Source organism: Pseudomonas rossensis (assembly GCF_039888995.1).
GTDB lineage: Bacteria > Pseudomonadota > Gammaproteobacteria > Pseudomonadales > Pseudomonadaceae > Aquipseudomonas > Aquipseudomonas rossensis.
Map to the genome: position 1 here is coordinate 1 of NZ_JBBWCB010000339.1, position 396 is coordinate 396.

2 protein-coding genes are annotated in these 396 nt (G+C 58.8%); one reads left to right on the plus strand and one right to left on the minus strand.

Features of this window, described 5'->3' with window-relative positions; translation table 11 throughout:
• Positions 1-94 (plus strand): LuxR C-terminal-related transcriptional regulator (locus WLY71_RS30780; RefSeq protein ID WP_347806595.1); only part of this gene is annotated, 94 nt, incomplete at its 5' end.
• A gap of 95 nt (positions 95-189) precedes the next feature.
• Here the strand turns inward: WLY71_RS30780 and WLY71_RS30785 are convergent.
• Positions 190-396 (minus strand): class I SAM-dependent methyltransferase (locus WLY71_RS30785; protein ID WP_347806594.1); only part of this gene is annotated, 207 nt, incomplete at its 5' end.

Genomic DNA, 396 nt, shown 5'->3' on the forward strand with positions numbered 1-396 from the left:
GGAGACGGTGAAGGTGCACCGGCGCAATCTCTATCACAAGCTCAATGTGAATGGGCATGGTGAGCTGTTTGCGTTGGTGTTGCAGCCGCGCTGAGATCAACATCAAAAGATCGCAGGCTTCGCCAGCTCCTACGTTGGGATGGCGTACACCCTGTGAGCTGGCGAAGCCTGCGATCTTTTGATCTTCAGCTAACCCAGCCTGAACACCAACGCCTTCAACCCGCATTCAACATCGGCGTCCGGAAATTCCGGCGGATTGTCCAGCCGTTGCTCGAACCGCAGGCTCGGTGCTTCGCGGGTGACGCCATCGATGAGGAAGTCCGCACCGAACGCCGGATCGTTCATGCACGCCAGAACCGTGCCTTCGGGGCTGAGCAATTCCGGCAGTCGACGCAG